The sequence below is a fragment of the Indolivaga macrotermitis genome (genome assembly GCF_900128985.1).
Classification (GTDB): domain Bacteria; phylum Bacteroidota; class Bacteroidia; order Bacteroidales; family Dysgonomonadaceae; genus Dysgonomonas_A; species Dysgonomonas_A macrotermitis.
The window spans coordinates 93616-111898 of the sequence record NZ_FQUC01000012.1; the positions used below are offsets into that span (position 1 = coordinate 93616).

Below are 18283 nucleotides of genomic sequence, written 5' to 3' on the forward strand. Positions count from 1 at the left end.
GCCTTACTCTTCTTATTTCCAATTTTCTTAAATTAAAAAGACATGAAAAAGAAATACGATATAAAAAGCACCGATAAAAAAACTTTAGCCAACTGGTATCACCTGATGACATTAGGACGGGCTATCGACGAAAAAGCACCCGCTTACCTCCTTCAATCGCTCGGATGGTCGTACCACGCACCATATGCTGGTCACGATGGCATACAGTTAGCTATGGGACAGGTTTTTACCAAAGGTAAAGACTTTATGTTCCCGTACTACCGTGATATGCTTACAGTTTTATCCGCAGGAGTTACCGCAGAAGAACTAATTCTGAATGGTATTTCGAAAGCTACCGACCCCGCCAGTGGAGGACGTCATATGTCGAACCACTTCGCTAAGCCTGAGTGGCATATCGAAAACGTATCGTCGGCAACAGGTAACCACGACCTGCATGCAGTAGGTGTTGCACGTGCTTTGGTATATTACAAACAAAAAGGAGTAGCCATTACTTCACACGGAGATTCAGCAACATCCGAAGGATATGTTTACGAAGCAATCAACGGAGCATCAAAAGAAAGACTCCCTGTTATATTTGTAATTCAGGATAACGGTTACGGTATCTCTGTTCCGAAAAAAGACCAGACAGCCAACCGCAAGGTAGCTGATAATTTCACAGGCTTCAAAAACCTGCGTATCATACATTGTAACGGTAAAGACGTGTTCGATTCGATGAATGCTATGACCGAAGCACGTGAGTATGCTATCGAAAACCGGACTCCGGTAATCGTTCAGGCAAACTGTGTACGTATCGGCTCACACTCAAATTCCGATAAACATACGTTGTACCGCGACGAAAACGAATTAGCATACGTTAAAGCTGCAGACCCGTTATTGAAATTCCGCAGAATGCTGATACGTTACAAACGTTTTACTGATGAAGAACTGAAAGAGATTGAAGCTAATGCCAAGAAAGAATTAAGCCAGGCTAACCGCAAAGCATTATCTGCGCCTGATCCTGATCCTAAAACGATCTTTGATTTTGTAACTCCCGATCCCTACGTACCTCAAAAATACACAGACGGAACACACAACGAACAGGGTGAAAAGAAAAATCTGGTTACTGCTATCAACGAAACACTGAAAGCCGAGTTTCGCCACAATCCGGATACTTTCCTTTGGGGGCAAGATGTTGCCAATAAAGACAAAGGAGGAGTCTTCAACGTATCGAAGGGTATGCAGCAAGAGTTTGGCGAAGACCGGGTATTCAATGCTCCTATCGCAGAAGACTTTATTGTAGGTACAGCAAATGGTATGAGCCGTTTCGATCCTAAAATCCGTATTGTAGTGGAAGGAGCCGAATTTGCTGACTATTTCTGGCCTGCTATGGAACAATATATCGAATGTACACACGACTATTGGAGAAGCAATGGTAAATTCTCTCCCAATATCACACTTCGTCTGGCATCAGGCGGTTATATTGGAGGAGGTATATATCACTCTCAAAATCTTGAGGCAGTATTCACCAGCTTACCGGGATCGCGTGTAGTATATCCTTGTTTTGCCGACGATGCAGCCGGATTACTCCGCACCAGCTTACGGTCAAAAGGATTAACTGTATTTCTCGAACCTAAATGTCAATACAATTCGGTAGAAGCATCTGCTGTTATCCCTGACGACTTCGAAGTTCCTTTCGGTAAAGCCCGTATCAGAAGAGAAGGCAAAGACCTTACCATCGTTACTTACGGAAATACTCTCCTGTTGAGTTTAAATGCCGCAGAACGCCTGGCTAAAGAAAACTGGGATGTAGAGGTAATAGACCTACGTACACTTATGCCTCTCGACAAAGAAGCTATTTTCGAGTCGGTAAAGAAAACCAATAAAGCATTGATCGTACACGAAGATAAAGTATTTGGAGGTTTCGGTGGCGAAATTGTATCGACCATCAACGACGAAATTTTCCAATATCTGGATGCACCTGTTAAACGAGTAGGTTCAACTTTCACACCGGTAGGATTCCACCCTATTCTAGAAAAGGCGGTTTTACCCAGTGAAGAAAAAATTTACGAAGCAGCTAAAAAACTTTTGGAATTCTAAGGTCTAGTACCTTAGAATTACTTTAGTTAAATCAAGCATATCCTATAATTTGATTAAACAGAATTAAAACAATAGAAAGAAAACACAAGAGTCATGAAAAAGATTGGAATATTCTTTGGAAGCGAAACTGGAAAAACTGCGAAAGTCGGACAGAAGATCAAAGACGCTATCGATGATTATGCAGAAGTCGATATCATCTCGATAGAAGACGCATCTGCAAAAGATTTTGAAAAATACGACAATATCATTGCCGGAGCATCAACTTGGTTTGATGGCGAACTTCCTACATATTGGGATGAACTGTTACCCGACCTTGAAACTCTGAAGATGAAAGGAAAGAAAGTCGCTATCTTCGGACTGGGTGATCAAAAGAAATATCCAGATAACTTTGCTGATGGTGTAGGTATTTTAGGTGGTTTCTTCGAATCAAACGGAGCTAAACTAATAGGTTTTACATCTACCGAAGGTTACAAATTCGACCATTCGGCAGCTGTAAGAGACAACAAATTCTTAGGTTTGGTTATCGATTACGAAAATCAGGCAGACAAAAATGAAAGCCGTATTTCTGAATGGGTAAAACAACTCAAAAAGGAACTCAACTAAATAAAACCATAATTATAGAAAACAGAAAAACGAAACACATACATATTTAATCAGTTTTCTATAACAGAAGAATACAAAAGTCATAAAACAAGAATCCTCAGACAATTAAAAAAGCCGAAAGTATAACTTTCGGCTTTTAACTTATATAACACAGTAGAATTATTCACAATTTCGAACCGATCAGAATCAGTTTCTTTTTGTATAAACCCAAGCATCATTTAAGCGAGGATTTTTATTTCTGAAATTAGCGGCATAAGTCTCCGCTTGGGCCTTATCAGAAAAAGCACTTATATAGATACGTGGTCTTTCGTTTGAATTAAGAATAGAAGCAGTTCTATAACCTTCAGTCTGTAATTGACGCAAAAGCTTTTGTGCTTCATTCTTAGAAGTTGCACTACCTATTATTACATAATATCGAGGAGTTTTAACTACTTCCTTTTTAACAGCAGATTGTTTTTTCTCTTCTTTTTGAGCCTTAACCACTTCTGTTTCATCCGCTTTAGGCAAACTCACAGACGTTTCAATAGCATTCGGAGCTAAAGATACCGAACCACTGGCTTCAACGGTTTCGTTTACTCGATTCTCAAGGAGTTCAACAGTTGGCTGGAGTCCATCATTATTCACAGTACTATTTTCTGATAACACTGTCGTTTTCTTAGCGATAGAAGGAGTTATAGACAAAACATCTGTAAAGAATCCCGACCGTTGCTTTTCATTATTCGTTTCATATATTGGGGTAGAAGCGACGAAAAAAACCAGAACGGCAGCGGCAGCAGCTCCAATACCGGCAAAAACACGTTGATACAAAGATTTACGGTTCGAAACGACCTCATTCTTCTCTATCTCAGCAACAACAGCCAAACGCTTAAAATCTAAAGCTTCAAGGCCAAATGTCTCCGGATGAGATATTGAGAAGTCACTGTTTGGAATAAAACTCAAACGATTTTCATCATCCAAAAGCAATTTCCCTATTTTTCCGATAACTACCGGTTGCCTCAATCCCAATACAGTATTGAGACGTTGCACAACATCACCTATCTTTTTACAGGCAATATCATACGAAATGGAATAAACAGTCATATATGATTCTGCCAGTAATCCGTCATTATATTTAAGATCAGGATTAAAGCCTACATATACCTGAGGAGGGGTAATAACACCATTCTCTGTTACCTTAGCAGCTTCACGACGCACTACAAATCCTCCGAAATCGGGGATAATAACACAATCGTGCTTCAGAATCAGATAGTCGATATGTAAAGAGAATTCTTTCATAATACAAATATAAGAGTTATTATTCAAGCAATAGCCTACCTTAACATGCAAAGTTTTATAGAATTTATTTATAGAAGTGAGTATAAGATTAAAAGGTCTGACAAAAAAAATACGCAGATATATTTTACTTACTTTTAAACCCAATCTAAAACTCTAAACATATCAGTAACACTAAAAGTTCAGTTGTTTAATGTTAAGACTTTCAGAGTTTTTTCTGCAATCGTATTCCAATCGTATTCAGTCATATCATATTCTTTCGGGGAAAAAGATTGACTTAGCTTTATCTCAAGCTTTTGTTTTACATCCTTAGTATCAAACGGATCAAATAATGATTCTTTATCACTTATCAATCCGGTATTTGCCGGAATATGGCTTACTAACACATCGAGCCCGTAACTCATTGCTTCGAGTAAAGCTATCGGCATTCCTTCATGAAAAGAAGGCAATACAAATAAACGGGCATGAGAAAAAAGTTCGCTAAGATTGTCACCTTTTACAAATCCGGGCAAAACAACTCCCGAATCTTTTGCTTTTTGTTTCAGCATTTCAGAGTATTCGGTTTTATGGTCTGCATCGCCGGCAATAACCAGTTTGTAGTCTTTTTTACAAGAACTTTTATCATAAGCAGCTATTAACTGATGAAAACCTTTCTCTTCGACAAAACGTCCCAGAGCAAAAATATACTTATGCTTCGCTAATCCCAAAGTATTTATATAATCTGCACTTTCAATTACAACTGCTTTATTTACACCATTATATATTAAATGAATATTTTCTGACCTTCCATATTCTTCCAGAATATCTTTCCGGATACCATCGGATATAACTACCAGATGATTGGCATATTTTACAGCCATTTTTTCTCCCATACGAAGTATTCGTTTTGCCAACCGTCCCCATTTATCCCGTCTGTAATCTGCGCCATGATGGGTTACCACGACTTTTAACCCCAGAATCCGGGCAAAAGGGGTCAGCAAAGCCGGTCCAATAGCATGAATATGAATCACATCGCCTCCTTTTACTCTGGTATATATTATGGATAACAAGGTATGTATAATAGCTTCTATACTTTTCTTACGGGGAGCGTAAATATCTTTCAGTTTCACACCTTCAAATTCTGTTCTACGCTCATCCGACTTTACATAACAAAACCGTCTGATTAAGGTTACATCACCACCAAGCGATACAACCCGGGGATAAAGATTTTCGCAATGAGTCTCTACTCCACCCTGTATCTCAGGAATTCCACGTGTACCTGTAACAAAAATCTTCATAATTATTCTTCAACCAGAGGTAAGTCCGTATCAGGTTTCACTCCATGAGTATCTGTAAACGGTTTCATGCGCGAATAATCCAAATCTCCCTGCCGAATATCCTGTCCAACATTATAGTAAGGTATTGCGCTGATATCAACGCTTTTTCCTCTGATACTGTTTAGTTTATTTTTAAGCACCCACATAGCCGGATGTTTGATATACTTCTTCATTACAGGAGCGGCAGTTCCCACCATCCAACAGTTTTTTGGGCACTGGCGCACCATTGCCCGTACTTTTTCTGCCTGAGAACTATACCACAGATCTTCGAATGACGAATAATCACGAATATTCCCCATGCTCTCTTTCCAGATACGGTCTTCCAGCCCGTTACAAGGATATACATCGCCATAAGGTTCAATAAAGAAATTGGCTGTACCCGCCTCACAAGGTAACATGCGCTTCTGTCCTTGTATGTAGCCGATCAAACCTAGATTAAAAAATGCACGGAACCAACTTTTAGGATGGTTTTCTTTCAACAACTCATCTATCAGAGTATGGAAATCGGCAATCACTTCATCTTGATTTGTTATCTTATTATCGTCTTTATGAAAGTAATACGAATTATGAAAAGCAGCTGTTGCAAATTCAAGCTTCAGTTCCTTTGCCAGACGATAAAGTTCAAGCATATCTTTCGAATTCCGGTTTGAAACAGTTATGCCGAAACCAATATCCCTCACACCCATTTCGCGAAGCCTCAGCAGTAATTTTAATCCCCGGTCGAAGCCGCCTGCCCTACCTCTGAGTTCGTCATTGAGTTGCGAAAGCCCCTCGATACTTACCCTGATTCCAATATTCGGATACTGTTTAGCCAGATCAATTATTTTATCGTAATGCCAACCCGAAGTAGATATTACAACTCTTGGAGCCTTCTCGAAAGAAACAGCGACTATATCACTGATATCTTTTCGCTGAAAAGGTTCTCCACCCGTAATGTTTACAAACTTAAGCTTTGGCAATATTTCGAGGTCACGAGCCGATATTTCGAGCTTCGCATCAGACGGATACTTCCAGATATTACACATCTGACAACGCATCTGGCAACGATAAGTTGTTATAATAGAAACATCGGTAGGTAATGGTATTTTATTCATCCAAGTTCAATCATTTAGCAAGTCAAAATACTGGCGGGCAGTTTTTTTCCATGAAAAACGGAGAGCTGTAGCCTTCAGTACTTCAGTATCCATTTTCCGGATTAAATCTACTTTCCAGCAGATCATTTCTACATTGTTGAGGTCCGATTCGGCTATTTTTACATCGTATCCATTAGCCAATTCATCATTTACTTTATTAGCAGGATTTGTTATAACGGGGCATCCCCTCCCAAAGGCCTCAAGAATAGGGAAACCAAATCCTTCAAATTCCGAATAGAAGATGGTCGCAAAGGCACTTTCATACAGCGCATTTAATTCTTTATCCTCTACATAGCCAAGATATTGCACACCACTAATCCGATTGGCATCTAATAGAAATGAGTTTGCCTCTTTTTCGCAGAACCTATTAATACCACCTACTATTTTTAATTCGAATTCGGGATTCTGAGATTTATATGCCTGATATATTTTTAATGCTTCATATAATTTTTTCCCTTTCGGGTCAATACGCCCTACTATCAGGAAATAAGGCTCTTTCTGCTTATGCGTAACACTTAGATCTTCGGATTCGACCAGATCTATTCCATTATGGATAACGGATAAACGCCCGTCGAATTGCTCATTCGGGAAATACTTTATTATCTGATCTTTTACAAATCCCGAGATTACGACAATCTTACACGCCCGGGAAATAACCGAGCGTATCATCCTCTTCCGGAACCAAGTTCGTATTATTCCAAATTTATTATGTACATCGAATTCATTTATATCATGCACCACCGATATGGCATTTTTAACACCTTTTCCTATAACAGAATCTGCAGTGAACAACACATATTTGGCATCTTTCACATAAGAAGTATCAGGGAATGTATTCAAAAAATAAGCCTTCGACGAGATTGTTTTTTGCAGTTCTTCGGGACAAACAACCTCTATACCATCTGTATCAATCAACGGAGAATGTTCCAGAACATTCGTGTTTGTTACCAATGTAATATTATAGCCACCTTCTTTTAATAAAGGCAGCAGATACGATAATAACTTTTCAATAAAGACTCCTACTCCCAGCTTCGGACCGAAGTAACAAGCAACAATCGTTATATTTTTATTTTCATCCATTTCGTCGGTTATTTTTTACATCTTCAAACAGTTCGACCCAACGGGGCATTATATTTTCCGGCAAAAAGCGTTTGCTATTCTCACAAGCCTTCTCGCCCATCCGGTTTCTTAAAGCCTCATCATCTATAAGCCTGATAAGCCTATCGGCAAAAAGGTTTATATCTCCATCCGGAACAAGGTATCCATCTTCCCCATCCGAGATTATCTCAGACGGCCCACTCGGGCAATCGAATGCTACACATGGCAATCCGCAAGACATCGCCTCAGCTAAGACCAATCCAAACCCCTCATAAACAGAAGACATAGCATAGACAGAAGCCTGAGTATAAATACTCTCAACGTCTTCCTCCGGCGAATGTATAGTTATGCCATTACTTAACTGCCGGCTTATAATCTTTTCGGATAAGACCTGATATTCTTCTCCGGTTCCATATATATCCAGATGCCAATCAGGACATTTAGATACTACAATCTTCCAGATATCAATCAACCTCGAAAATCCCTTCTGAGGAGTCAGCCGCCCTAAACTTATAACCCTTCGCTCCTGACGAAGACTTATCCGCTCAGATACGAATGGTAAAACATTGGGAATAACTCTCACATTTTTGAATTTGCTCCATTTTGCAGCATCGTCTTCTGTTAAAACAACAAAAGCTTCGTAACGGTTTACATACCGGCTCTTATTCTTTTCAGCCCAAAGAGCCTTTTGTTTTCTAAGAAAAGAAGCATTCAGCAAACTATATTCAATTTCTTTGTAGTGTTTACAAAAATGAATCTCAGCAACCCTTTTACTTCTATCCGACATTTTAGGCAAAATTGTAAATTCATGCGTATAAGTCGAAATACAAATATCAGGCTTTAACTCTTTCAGTATATCCTCAAGTCGCTTCTTATGCAGCCTTCTTTTTCTCAGCTGCTCAAGAAGTCGTCTTACAAAGTTTTTTCCGTGCAAATAACGATAATTAATATCCAAATCTATAAAACGGATCCGAGGTGAGAAATCAAAAAAGTTTGCTTTTCCTTCCCTGTCCGTTGTTATAATTGTAATATCATACCCCATGTGGTCAGCCAGATAATTAGCTTTAGCGCAAACAATCCGTTCCATTCCACCGGATGGAGAAGAGTCTATAAGACAATATACAATTTTCATTCGTCCAATAGTTTTTGTTCCGTATCAAACCCTTCCTCTATCCCGTAACGATAGCGATACATCAGCACCCAAAACAGATTATTCCCGATAATTACGCAGAATAAGAGCAAAGACTCCATTAAGCCATATACCAAGAAACTGACCATAACTGCTATGACTATAAAATTCTGCTGGCGAACAATATTCTTCATTGCAAAATAATATAACCATATAAAATATACAAACAAAAGAATCCCGGCTTCGAATAACAGGTGCATATATGTACTATCGATAATTATATAGTCGAAAGCAGATGTTCCAAGCAGGTATTGTAAAGGAGTTAACCCGGCCAATAGTTCGTGATATAAAGACGGACGGGTACTGAACAGAATATTAATCTTCGGATATTCACTCGCAAATATCCCGAAATAGAGCGTAAGTGCAGTAAATAGTACAGGCAAAGCATACAAGACATATCGTGAATAACCTATCCGATAATCCTTTACCGACCTTTTGCGTAAATTATAATAAATAAGTACCAGAGAAAAAGTAAACACGGCGAAAATAAAACTCCGCGAATCCGTCTCCAGATACAAATAAATACTGATTAATAAAAAGCCGCCCAATAACAACCAGATAAAGTTCCGGTATTTAGAAATATAGCAATATAAAAGGACAGACATAAACAACCCCCAATAATAAATCATGGCAATATTGGGATGCCCGTAACCAAAATCGTTCCTTATCCGGATAAAACTGAAAACATCCGATTGAGTGATATGCCCCGTACCAAATACCAGCAGCATACCTATAACCGTTGTTCCCAGAATAATAATATTAAACCGCAGATACTCTTTCAGGCTAAATGTCGATACACATTGCATCACTATCAGCGGAGTCAGTACATTCAGTTTATATTTTGTGAAATCGAATGCCGATATCAAAATAAATATACCCAAGCAATACACGTATTCTTTGCGTATAGTCGAATAATCAAACGAGAGAAGAAAGAATACAATTGTCAATACAGACAATATCTCCACCCTGTCATTCAGAACAACAGTAAACAAGAACCTGAAATTGAGAATCAATAACAGGATAAACAAACTGGGTTTCCGTATTTTTTCAAGAATATCGGTCATCGTTTCGTACTATCACTTGTTAACCAATAACGTACACCTAATCTTATTTGTTGCAGGTAATTGAGCCTTATACGCCTAGACACTACCTGAATCCATTTCCAATTCTGATAACAAAACTGCACAATACCTACCGAAAGAATAGCTCCATAAATATCCCACTTAAATAAAACTATAAATATAGGCATCAGTATAAATATAGCCAAAGCAGATACAATAGCCGATGTCATGTACGGAATCTTATTGCTTGATGATATCAGCCCGATAGCCAAAGCCTGATTCGAGTCAAACAGATAGACTATAAATAAAAGTGCCAACGGAACAGTCGGTAAAAGAGTAGTACCACTGCCAATTAGTGTCAAACCCCAATCTCCGAACAACGATACACCAACGCAACCTGCAATATACAATATCAACATCAATACAAGGCTTTTGGTATAAATCCGCCGTATGTTCGTTACATTATGAGTAACCCAACTCTGAGCTACATAAGGCGCATAACTGGAATAATACAATAACGAAATGGTAGTCAGCACATTTACAACCTGCAAACTGAGTCCGTATTTAGCGATAGTGGCCAGAGGAATAAATAACGAGGCATAAAACAAACTCCCTTTAGTTGAGATATACATTGCCAGATTGGCTATGCCCTGCCGGTATGTATTGCGCCAAACCACCGCTCTCAGATTAAAATTGAGGGGCGTTACATTTCTCAGTATTGCTCCCAATCCGTCTTTATAAGCCAGTAATCGTCCTGTAAAATAGTTTACAATACCCGAAATGCAGTTAGCGATAGCAACGCCAATAAGCCCATAACCCGAAAAAAGGAATATATATGTGAGTAACATATATATCGAACGGTTGATTATCATTAGTTGGTTATGCTCCTGAATATATCCCCTTCCCTGCAAAATACAGGCAAAATGGATACAATAGAACCCGAACACTACACTTGCAGAATATAATAACCATGAGTACAAAATATAGGATTGATCGGGAAAGTCTCTCGACAGATAATACACATATACTAACCCTGCCGAAAATAGCATCAAAGCCATAGCCAATGATACATAGCTATAAAACTTGTGCATGGTACGTATCAGGGACTTTATGAGAGGATAATTCGGTTCGTCCAATACCCGGGCATTCTCGTCTATACCATCCTTGAGTAAAGATGTCGCTCCTCCGAATGCATAAGCTATATTTCGCGAGAAAGTGATCTGAAAAACAACCCCTATCAAAGTGGAAAACATTCCCAGATTGACAAACACATACCAAATACCTAATGTATCGGAAGGCAAAAACCTGAATATAGCAGGCAATACCAGAATATTAGCCCCTATATTACAAAACTGAGCTACATATCCCCATATAACATCTTTCCGGGTGATAACTATCTTACTCAAAGTTTCTGTTTATTTCTTATTTCCGGTATCCGACTGGTGTCCGTATCCATAACCATATGCCGCTTTGGTAGTTGTGCCATTAATTACGATCGACATATTTTTCAGTTTATTATCTTCGACAATAGATTCGGCAAATTTCAGGTGAGACTTGTTTGTATAATTAGCCCTGAACAGATATATCGTAGCATCCGACACCCTATCGAGACTGAATGTATCCGAAACCATACCGACAGGGGCTGTATCTACAATTATATAATCAAAGTTGGCGCGTAAGTAATCGAACATCTCATCCAAACGGTCATTTAATAATAGCTCTGCCGGATTCGGTGGAATAGGACCTGCCGGTATTACATACATATTGTCATGCAAATCGGGGCGATGGATTATTATATCCTCGGGTTTCATATCATCTGAAGCGAGATAAACAGTCATTCCGTCTTTCCGGTTGATTGATAAGTATTCGCTAAGTTTGGGGTTACGTATATCCAACCCGACCAATACTACTTTTTTATTTTTAATCAGAGAATACGACAAAGCAAGATTCACGGTAAAGAACGATTTTCCTTCACCCGAAATACTGGAGGTTACAAGCACCACTTTTTCGTCTTTCTTCATCAGAAATTGCAAGTTAGTACGGACTAAGCGGAACAATTCTGCTGTAGATGTACTTATTCCCTCTGCAATAGCTATGTTTCCGGCATTCTTATCCAAACAAATCTCCCCAAGAACAGGAACAGAGGTTGCTTCCGTTAATTCTTCTTTCGAGGCTATTTTGAACTTGAACACATCTATCAGATAGAGAATCACGACGGGAAACAATACTCCCAGCAATAAGGCTATCGCCAGCACCATCATTTTTCGGGGGGCGATCGGTTTCCATATATTATATGCCCCGTCTATTACTTTCGCTTTAGGAGTAGTCGAAGCCAAGGTTAACTGCGTTTCTTCCATCTTGGTAAGAAGAAAAACATACAAATCGGATTTTACCTGACGCTGACGTTCTATCTCAATATATTCGCGTTGTTGTTTCGGCATTTCCGACATACGTGATTGCATTTCGCCTTCCAAACCCGACCAATCCTGCTTACGTATGGTAAGGTCACGTTTAGCATTACTCACACTTATTTGTACATTCTTACGAAGCAAATCGACCTGCTCATTCAATGATATGATAACAGGGTTGTTCTCTTTCGTATTTTGCAATAACCGCGTCCTTTCCAACACCGCACTATTGTATGACCTTATTGCCTCCAACGTTCCGGGTAGTACCCCTGTATTGGTAGGTATCAATTCATATTTATTCTTCGGATCGTTTACATATTTATCCAGCATAGAAGCAATATCCATCTGAATATTTGCTTCTGTCGTTTTTTCCTGCAAATCGTGATACTTTTCGATAAAAGCCTTCGACTCTACTGTTATATCTGTTATATTATTTTCTCTTTTAAAAGATTCCAGATTTTTCTCGAGAGCACTTAACTCAATAGCCAACAAATCGATACGTTCTTTTATAAACGAAGCAGTATTTTCAGCCTCTTCATTCTTTTCGAGTTTGGCATCCTCATTATAAAGTTCAACCAGTTTGTTCAGAATATCCCTTCCCCGCTGACGGTCTACATCTTTTATACTCAAATAAATGATATCCGATTTATCTGTTGTAGGAGATACTATTATACGTTCTTTGTATTTTTCAGCTGCGTAATCCAGACCAAACAGGTTTACATTCAGCTTATAAGAACTTTCGCCAATAGATTTTCCGGAATATTTTAGAAGGAAGTTACCGTATGCAGTTTTAATCTCGCCCGGCAAAGTAGCCAGTTTAGTTTCGCCAATCTTTTCATCATCAGCCTCGGCTTTTACTTCCACCGATTTGTCTTCATTTACTTTAACCGTAAATGCGATTGGCATGGTCAGAGTATCCATCACGCTACGGGGTACATCCAATATTACCGGCGAAGTATTATATAACGATTTATCAAACGGAAACTTTTTCAGATCATAGGTTGTATGTAGCCCCAACTCGTAAATCATATCCCTCATATGAGTTTGCGAGGCAATAACGGCAGCTTCATCCGATATATTTTCCGAACCGGCAATACTTCCGAGCCCAAAACTACGAACCAGCGACGAAGCTATTTTAGAACCTTCTTCGTTCGACCTTAATTTAATATTCGAAACTATATAATAGGTCGGATCTACAGTCTTTATATAAGCTATGGCAACAAAAAGGCACAAAAGGATAAAACCCAGAAACCATTTCCAGTGCTTACTATATTTGAGAATAACATCTCCGACATTGACAAACTCTGATTTTTTCTTTGTACTCATAATTTTTTCAACGTAAGGATGCTTTTTATTTTCTTGACACAGCTATTATTAACGAAACCGTACTGATAACGGTTGTAATAGCAGTCGTAATCAAAGTCAGGTTAAATTGCTTCTGCTGACTCATCTGTGCATCCTTCTGATGCTCTTTATTAGATTCAACATACAAAATATCATTTTGTTGCAGATAAAAATATTGTGAAGAGAACACCTGGCTACTTTTAGTTAAATCAAAACGTATAAATTCTTTTTTACCATCATTATCCCTGATCAGTAAAACATTATCCCTTCGTCCGTATAATGTTAAATCTCTGGCATTAGCCAAAGCATCGAGGACAGACAAGCGCTGCCCCGTAAAGAATACAGGCCCCGGAGCATTAACAGCCCCTAATACCGAAACCTTGAAATTCATAATCTGAACATTTACAATCGGATCTTTTACATAATCTTCGAGACGGGTCTGTATCAGGTCCACTGCTTCGTCTGTTGATAAGCCCCTTAAGCGGATTTTACCCAGAGTAGGAAAATTTATTTCTCCCTCATTATCTATAATATATGATGATATTGTTCCTTGTCCCGAAGGCAGATTAAACGGAGTTACAGCCTGAGGTTCGATAGAAGAGACAACAATAGCCAGTTCATCTCCGGTCTTTATCTTCACCGGATTCAAAGAATCGGACAATGCTATTTCTTTTTGTAAATAAGCATCCAGATCCTGAAAATAGGATATGTTCTTGGATGAGCCGCAGGAACTCATTAACACGACTAATAACAAGCAAATCAATATGTGAATCTTTCCCATTCTCAATATATCTGTAATTTCTGAAAAAACAAAGATACTTCTTTCGATGTGAGTTACCATTTCTTACGAGAAAAAATAACAAATCATAAGAAAAACGAAACAGCCTCCGGAATATTTTCCAAAGGCTGCCTTTATTTATAAAAATGCAGTTAAATACATTTATTCTTCGATACCAACCAGTTCAGGGTCAATCATAATACGTCCGCAATATTCGCAAACAATAATTTTCTTTCCTAATTTAATATCCATTTGCTTTTGAGGTGGTATTTTATTGAAACATCCACCACACGCACCACGTTCGATAGCTACAATAGCCAATCCGTTGCGGGCACTTTTACGGATACGTTTAAATGCCTGTAGCAAACGGGGCTCAACTTCGCCTTCGATACCTTTAATTTCCTCACGAAGCTGTTCTTCCTGTTGTTTCGTTTCGGAGATAATCTCGTCCAACTCATCTTTCTTTTGGTGAAGGTCGGCAGAACGTTCTTCCAGAAAAGATTTACTCTTCTCAACTTGCTCTTTTAACGATTTCACATTCTGAGTAAACTCTTTGATACGTTTTTCAGCTAACTCGATTTCAAGTGTTTCGAATTCGATTTCTTTGCTTAAATGGTCGTACTCGCGATTGTTACGTACATTATCGAGTTGCTCTTTATATTTCTCTATTTTCAGGGTACAATCCTGAATTTTTTGTTTTTGTTGAGCAACAGCTGTTTCAAACTCTTTCTGATCCGACTCGTATTTTCCGATACGTGTCTTCAGACCGATAATCTCGTCTTCAAGGTCGGCAACCTCCAAAGGAAGCTCTCCGCGAAGAATTTTAATTTTATCGACATCCGATAATTTAGTTTGCAGGCTGTAAAGTGTTTTCAACTTGTCTTCCACCTGTACTTCTTTTTCAGCTTGTTTCTTTGCCATTTTTTGTATTGATTATTTTAATTTTCTCTATAAAAAAATGCAGTATATAAACAGTTATACTATTTATTTACTACATCTTATACTTTTGCAGGAGTATATCTCTGCCTTCGTACAACGGATAACTATTTATTATCCGGATGCAAAGATAATAATTCGAGCCGAAACATCCATAGTCTTTTACAGATATTTAACCGGATTCTCGTCAAACTGTGATAAATTCAATTCCAACTCCGGAAACTTCTCCGAAAGCAGATTATAGAATATGTTTTTTGTACATATTTCCGACTCATAATGCCCTACGGTTGCGAGCAGAATTTTATCTTCTACATCGTAGAAATCATTATACTTAGCCTCTCCGGTTATAAATATATCAGCTCCATAGCCTATAGCTTGCGGAATAAGAAATGCTCCACTTCCGCCACATAAAGCGACCTCATGAATCTGTTTCCCTAAATATGGCGAATGCTGAATACTAGACAACCCTAAAGTATCTTTCAGGTGATACAGAAAATCCTCTTCTTCCATCGGTTCGGGTAATGTTCCTACAATACCGCTACCTGCCTGCGCCCACGGGTTTTCCAATAAATAAAAATCGTAAGCAGGCTCTTCGTAGGGGTGAATAGCCAGTAGAGCGTTCAATATCTCGCGCTGTTTATATACAGGCAATACCACTTCGATACGTACTTCGGCTTCGATATGTAAATTACCTTTTTCGCCTACAAAAGGATGAGTTCCCTCCCCTGCCCTAAAAGTTCCTTCTCCCAGCACATTAAAACTACAGGCATCGTAATTGCCGATATTACCCGCCCCGGCATTAAAAAGCACAGTTCTCACACTTTCGGCATGAGATTGAGGAACATATGTTACCAGCTTTGATAAAACCTTTTTCTGTGGAGATAGAATCTTAACCTGTTCCAAACCTAATATCTTAGCCAGTTCGTAATTAACTCCACCTGTTGCATTATCTAAATTGGTATGAGCCGCATACACAACTATATCATGTTTACAAGCCTGAATCATACACCGTTCGACATACGTTCGTCCGGTCAGGGATTTAAAGCTGCGAAAAGCCAATGGATGATGCGATATAACCAGATTGCAACCCAAACGTACAGCTTCGGTCATTACACTTTCTGTTACATCTATACATATAAGAACACCTCTCACCTCCTGATTAGCGTCTCCGACCTGTATCCCACTATTGTCAAAGCTCTCCTGCAAAGGCAGCGGAGCTAAAACTTCTATCGCAGCTAAAACCTCTTTTATTTTCATATTTCCAAACTAATTAATTAGCTGTAAATTATTATTCTTTTGCTAAAATAGTTTTTAAATTTTGTATTTCTTCTTCCAAAGCCTTGTTTTTTTCTTCCTGCTTTATTACATACAGTGTTAACTCTTCTATCTTTTGTAAAAGTTTAGCTTGCATTTCGCCGAGACTCACTCCATTTTCTTTGACTTCTTTTTCTGATGGGATATCGGGAAGATGCTTGTGTTCTTCAAGGTGAGCTTTTACTTCGTCCAACGAACGAAGTTTGTAATCAGGAGCAAAGACAAAATCTGACCATTGGGTAGTTTCTACCTTTACCTCATTAGCATAAACAATACCATTTATATAAGCTCCAGTTGCTTTAATATTACCAGCTACATCTAATTTCTGAGTGGGGTTATCTATACCTATACCGACATTACCTGAGTTATGAATACCCATTCGATATTGTCCTTTCGTGAAAAACTTTATTCCACCGTACCCGCTTTGCCATAAAGAGCCTGCACCGGAGTACCATGAATCAGAATTCCAACCAAATGAATAATGACCTACAGTCTTATCCTGATAGGTAAAGTTATCGTTCATCTGACGCATTATCTGAAAGCCTGATGGCAATATTATATTATAAAAGCGACTATTTCCAACTACATCCAGTTTATATCCCGGAGCGGTAGTACCTATACCAACATTCTGAGTGGTAGAAATTGTTGTTCCACTACTCGTCCATTGTGCAGATAATGTTGCAGCTATGGTGCATGCAATTAGTGTTAATACTGTCTTTTTCATAGATCCTGTAAGTTTCTTAATTGTTGCTTTATTTCTTTATTTTCTTTTTTCATCTCTTCGTTTTCTCCTTTAAGTTCTATTACATATAAAGTCAATTCTTCTATTTTCTGTAATAACTTAGCTTGCATTTCGCCGAGACTCACTCCATTTTCTTTGACTTCTTTTTCCGATGGAATATCAGGGAGGTGTTTGTGTTCTTCAATGTGGGCTTTTACTTCTTCTAACGGACGAAGTTTGTAGTCAGACGCAAAGACAAAGTCTGCCCAGCCTGTTTCGACTTTTACTTCCGTTGCACGGATTGTACCTACGACATCCAATTTGTTTTGTGGGTTGTCTGTTCCGAGACCTACATTTCCTATCTTATTTATTGCTACACGAGATTCTCCTCCAGTAAAGAATTTCATCCCACCATAGCCACTTTGCCATAAAGTTCCAGCTGTTGTATTCCACGAATCTGAATTCCATCCAAACGAATAATGACCTATTACTTTATTCTGATAGGTAAAATTATCATCTAACCGTGAGGCAAGCATATACCCTCTTGGCAATACAAAATTCTGAGAACGAATATCTCCAGCTACATCTAACAAATAAGCAGGATTATCAGTACCAACACCAACGTTTCCTGAACTATTAATTCCTATTCGACATTGACCTCCAGTAAAGAATTTCATCCCACCATAGCTACTTTGCCATAAAGTTCCGGATGTTGTATTCCACGAATCGGAATTCCAACCAAATGAATAATGACCTACAGCTTTTTCCTGATAAGTAAAGTTATCATCTAACCGTGAGGCAAGCATATACCCTCTTGGCAATATAATATTATAAAAACGGCTATTTCCAACTACATCCAGTTTATATCCCGGAGCGGCAGTGCCTATACCCACATTTTGTGTTGTAGAAATTGTTGTTCCGTTACTTGTCCATTGTGCTTTTACGGCAAAGCTCAGGAATGTTAGAGACAAAAGTATTATTCCTTTTTTCATAGTAGAATTATTTAGGGTTTTGTAAAATTAAAAAAGGGGATA

15 protein-coding genes are annotated in these 18283 nt (G+C 38.6%); 2 read left to right on the top strand and 13 right to left on the bottom strand.

Annotated elements, in window-relative coordinates; genetic code table 11:
- Nucleotides 1-42 precede the first annotated feature (42 nt).
- Nucleotides 43-2076: an alpha-ketoacid dehydrogenase subunit alpha/beta gene (locus tag BUC12_RS14730; protein WP_062180751.1), complete on the top strand. Its 2034-nt coding sequence runs from the start codon at nucleotides 43-45 to the stop codon at nucleotides 2074-2076.
- Between the two features lie 93 nt (nucleotides 2077-2169).
- Nucleotides 2170-2679: a flavodoxin gene (locus BUC12_RS14735; protein WP_062180748.1), complete on the top strand. Its 510-nt coding sequence runs from the start codon at nucleotides 2170-2172 to the stop codon at nucleotides 2677-2679.
- A gap of 186 nt (nucleotides 2680-2865) precedes the next feature.
- On the opposite strand, the gene BUC12_RS14740 is transcribed toward BUC12_RS14735, so the two are convergent.
- The 13 genes from BUC12_RS14740 to BUC12_RS14800 form a co-directional block, all read right to left on the bottom strand.
- Nucleotides 2866-3954 (bottom strand): HU domain-containing protein, encoded by a 1089-nt coding sequence (locus BUC12_RS14740; protein WP_062180744.1) that lies wholly within the window; start codon nucleotides 3952-3954, stop codon nucleotides 2866-2868.
- Nucleotides 3955-4133: 179 nt separating this feature from the next.
- Entirely contained in the window at nucleotides 4134-5228 is a 1095-nt protein-coding gene (locus tag BUC12_RS14745; protein ID WP_062180741.1) for a glycosyltransferase family 4 protein, read from the bottom strand.
- Between the two features lie 2 nt (nucleotides 5229-5230).
- Complete coding sequence (locus tag BUC12_RS14750; RefSeq protein ID WP_082141915.1) at nucleotides 5231-6361, bottom strand: radical SAM protein; 1131 nt, start codon at nucleotides 6359-6361, stop codon at nucleotides 5231-5233.
- Nucleotides 6362-6367: 6 nt separating this feature from the next.
- The gene (locus tag BUC12_RS14755; protein ID WP_062180736.1) at nucleotides 6368-7480 is read right to left on the bottom strand and encodes a glycosyltransferase; all 1113 of its coding nucleotides are present in this window, start codon (nucleotides 7478-7480) and stop codon (nucleotides 6368-6370) included.
- Nucleotides 7473-8630: a glycosyltransferase family 4 protein gene (locus BUC12_RS14760; protein ID WP_062180733.1), complete on the bottom strand. Its 1158-nt coding sequence runs from the start codon at nucleotides 8628-8630 to the stop codon at nucleotides 7473-7475. Before BUC12_RS14760 ends, BUC12_RS14755 begins: the two co-directional genes overlap by 8 nt.
- Entirely contained in the window at nucleotides 8627-9751 is a 1125-nt protein-coding gene (locus BUC12_RS14765) for a hypothetical protein (RefSeq protein ID WP_062180730.1), read from the bottom strand. Before BUC12_RS14765 ends, BUC12_RS14760 begins: the two co-directional genes overlap by 4 nt.
- Complete coding sequence (gene wzx / locus BUC12_RS14770; protein ID WP_062180727.1) at nucleotides 9748-11154, bottom strand: O-unit flippase-like protein; 1407 nt, start codon at nucleotides 11152-11154, stop codon at nucleotides 9748-9750. Before wzx ends, BUC12_RS14765 begins: the two co-directional genes overlap by 4 nt.
- Before the next feature lie 9 nt (nucleotides 11155-11163).
- Entirely contained in the window at nucleotides 11164-13482 is a 2319-nt protein-coding gene (locus tag BUC12_RS14775; RefSeq protein WP_062180724.1) for a GumC family protein, read from the bottom strand.
- 25 nt (nucleotides 13483-13507) lie between these two features.
- Nucleotides 13508-14281 (bottom strand): polysaccharide biosynthesis/export family protein, encoded by a 774-nt coding sequence (locus tag BUC12_RS14780; RefSeq protein ID WP_070808595.1) that lies wholly within the window; start codon nucleotides 14279-14281, stop codon nucleotides 13508-13510.
- 159 nt (nucleotides 14282-14440) lie between these two features.
- Nucleotides 14441-15199, bottom strand: coding sequence for a zinc ribbon domain-containing protein (locus tag BUC12_RS14785; protein WP_062180717.1), 759 nt, complete (start codon nucleotides 15197-15199; stop codon nucleotides 14441-14443).
- A 177-nt stretch (nucleotides 15200-15376) separates the two neighbouring features.
- Nucleotides 15377-16471: a Nif3-like dinuclear metal center hexameric protein gene (locus BUC12_RS14790; RefSeq protein WP_062180714.1), complete on the bottom strand. Its 1095-nt coding sequence runs from the start codon at nucleotides 16469-16471 to the stop codon at nucleotides 15377-15379.
- Between the two features lie 31 nt (nucleotides 16472-16502).
- Nucleotides 16503-17252, bottom strand: a complete 750-nt coding sequence (locus BUC12_RS14795; RefSeq protein WP_062180711.1) for a hypothetical protein — start codon at nucleotides 17250-17252, stop codon at nucleotides 16503-16505.
- Entirely contained in the window at nucleotides 17249-18241 is a 993-nt protein-coding gene (locus BUC12_RS14800; protein ID WP_062180709.1) for a coiled-coil domain-containing protein, read from the bottom strand. Before BUC12_RS14800 ends, BUC12_RS14795 begins: the two co-directional genes overlap by 4 nt.
- Nucleotides 18242-18283 lie beyond the last annotated feature (42 nt).